This window comes from Pseudomonas sp. RW407 (assembly GCF_003176655.1).
In the GTDB taxonomy this organism is placed as follows: Bacteria; Pseudomonadota; Gammaproteobacteria; order Pseudomonadales; family Pseudomonadaceae; genus Pseudomonas; species Pseudomonas delhiensis.
In genome coordinates this window covers 384,844-386,871 of sequence record NZ_QGSL01000106.1, presented here as the reverse complement: position 1 = coordinate 386,871, position 2,028 = coordinate 384,844, and the positions used below count along the sequence as shown (strand labels likewise).

Genomic DNA, 2,028 nt, shown 5'->3' with positions numbered 1-2,028 from the left:
CTCCGGGGGCCTGGGCCTTATGAAGATGGCACAGGATCGGGGAGGTTTCGCCAAAGGATGGCGATTCAGGGGGCGACCAGTGGCTCCTGTCCGTAGACATGGTGTAGTAACTCCATGAAGGCCGGGTCTCGCGGAATGAGTGTCGAGCCTATGCGGTGCACGGCTACGCCCGGTGTCCAGGAGTTCATCAGTGCGGCGCCAGCGAATCCCGGCAAATCGGCTGGAGTGATTTCCTGTTCTCGCTGTGGGATGCCGATCCGTGCGAGTTGGCGTCGGACGATGCCCATGGTTGTACCGGCCAGCTTGTCCGCCTGTGGCCAGACCATCGTACTGCCGTCCCAGAAGGCGATATTCCAGATGCTGCCCTCGCTGATGCGCCCATGGCGATCTACGAAGAGCGCATCGTCGAACCCTTGGGCGACTGCCTGGCGCAGCAGGTGGGTCTTGGCGCCTTCGCCCACGTGCTTGATGGTGGGCAGGTAGCGTTCGTGCTCGAACAGCGCCAGCGAGAGAGGTCCCTGCGGGCCGGATGACGCCGGCCCGGTGCGGGTCAGGACGTCGGGCGCGGCAACATCCTCGGCGACGAACTCTCCTGCCGGTGAGTGGAGCGTTACGGTCAGGGAAAGGTCTGCCGGGCCGTTTTCCAGGGTGGCGCGCAGGTAGGAGCGAAGCCGTTCTTCTTCCGGCGGAACTCCGAACAGTGCCAGTGATGCCATCCGCAGGCGCTCCAGATGCAAGTCGAGCCCGCGGATGCGGCGATCGCGCACCTGCATGGCCGTGAAATGGGCAAAGCCGGAGAAGGCCAGCAGCGCCAGGGTTTCCCGGGTGGCGGGTTGGCCGTTGTGCTGGACGAGGGGGACGAAGGATTGGGCGCTCACGGGCTGGCTCCTTGGGATGATGGATATCAAGCCAGGCTATTCTCGATGCGTTGCCGTGCCTTGGGGAAACGAGTAGTTTCCGATGGATCATCAAGGAAATTTTGAAGATCGATGAGCAGATCACTACCGGGTACACGCCTGCTGAGGACATTCGAGGCGGCCGCACGCCACCTGAATTTCACCCGTGCCGCCCATGAAGTGGGGTTGACCCCCGCGGCGGTCAGCTACCGGATCAAGGAGATGGAGGCGCAACTCGGGCTGACGCTCTTCGTCCGCAGCAGCCGCAGCATCGAGCTGACGCCTGCCGGCCGTGTGCTCTTCGAAGCGGCTGCCGATGCTCTCGACAATCTGCAGCGGGCTACCGCGAGAGCACGGCGCATGCAGCGTGGTGAAGGACACTTGCGGGTGTCTCTGGGCGCCCGCTTCGCCACTCACTGGCTATTACCGCGCCTGGAAGGCTTCAGGACCGCACATCCTGACCTTGAGCTCACGTTTGATATCTCCGACCAGGTTCGCGACTTCGCGGTCGACGATGTGGACGTTGCGATTCGCTTTGGCGCAGGTCACTACGAAAACACCTGCGCCGAGCGTCTTTTCGACAGCGTAGTGGTGCCGGTCTGCAGCCCACGCCTGCTGGCGACGGAGCGGCGCTTGAGTGAGCCTCGCGATCTGCTCGGGGAGATGCTCTGCCACGTCGATTGCGAGGTGAACGGTCTGGTCTGGCCGAACTGGTCGATGTGGATGGTGGCCGCTGGTGTCGATGATTTCGACGCCAGTCGTTCGGTCGCATTCGGCGATTCGAGTCATGTAGTGCAAGCGGTCGTCGACGGCAACGCCATCGGTCTGGTCGAGTTGTCGATGGTCGCCCGAGACTTGGCCGAGGGGCGTCTGGTGCGCCTGTTCGATATCGGTATCAGTCTTACGCCGGAATACGCCTATTACCTGGTCTATCCGCAAGGCATGGGGGCGGATCCGCGTATTTGTGCTCTGCGTGAGTGGATGTTCGAGGAGATTGCTGGGGGAGGTGGTGCTCGTTTTTCCTGAAGGGCCTTGGAGTCTGTGTCGCGGGGTGCAGTCGAGGGTTAGGGAGAGGGGGAGTCAGCCCGATGCACCGGCACAACCGGGAAGCGCTCTTGCCGGTGGGGGAGGG

2 protein-coding genes are annotated in these 2,028 nt (G+C 63.0%); one reads left to right on the top strand and one right to left on the bottom strand.

Going from position 1 to position 2,028, the window contains the following annotated elements; genetic code table 11:
• Positions 1-65: 65 nt before the first annotated feature.
• Complete coding sequence (locus DK254_RS18625) at positions 66-878, bottom strand: aminotransferase class IV family protein (protein ID WP_109934968.1); 813 nt, start codon at positions 876-878, stop codon at positions 66-68.
• Between the two features lie 111 nt (positions 879-989).
• On the opposite strand from DK254_RS18625, the gene gcvA reads away from it, so the two are divergent.
• Positions 990-1,922, top strand: a complete 933-nt coding sequence (gene gcvA / locus DK254_RS18620; RefSeq protein WP_109934967.1) for a transcriptional regulator GcvA — start codon at positions 990-992, stop codon at positions 1,920-1,922.
• Positions 1,923-2,028 lie beyond the last annotated feature (106 nt).

Bases quoted from the DNA above. Each gene is read 5' to 3' on its own strand.
- gcvA (WP_109934967.1), top strand. From the start codon at position 990: ATGAGCAGATCACTACCGGGTACACGCCTGCTGAGGACATTCGAGGCG.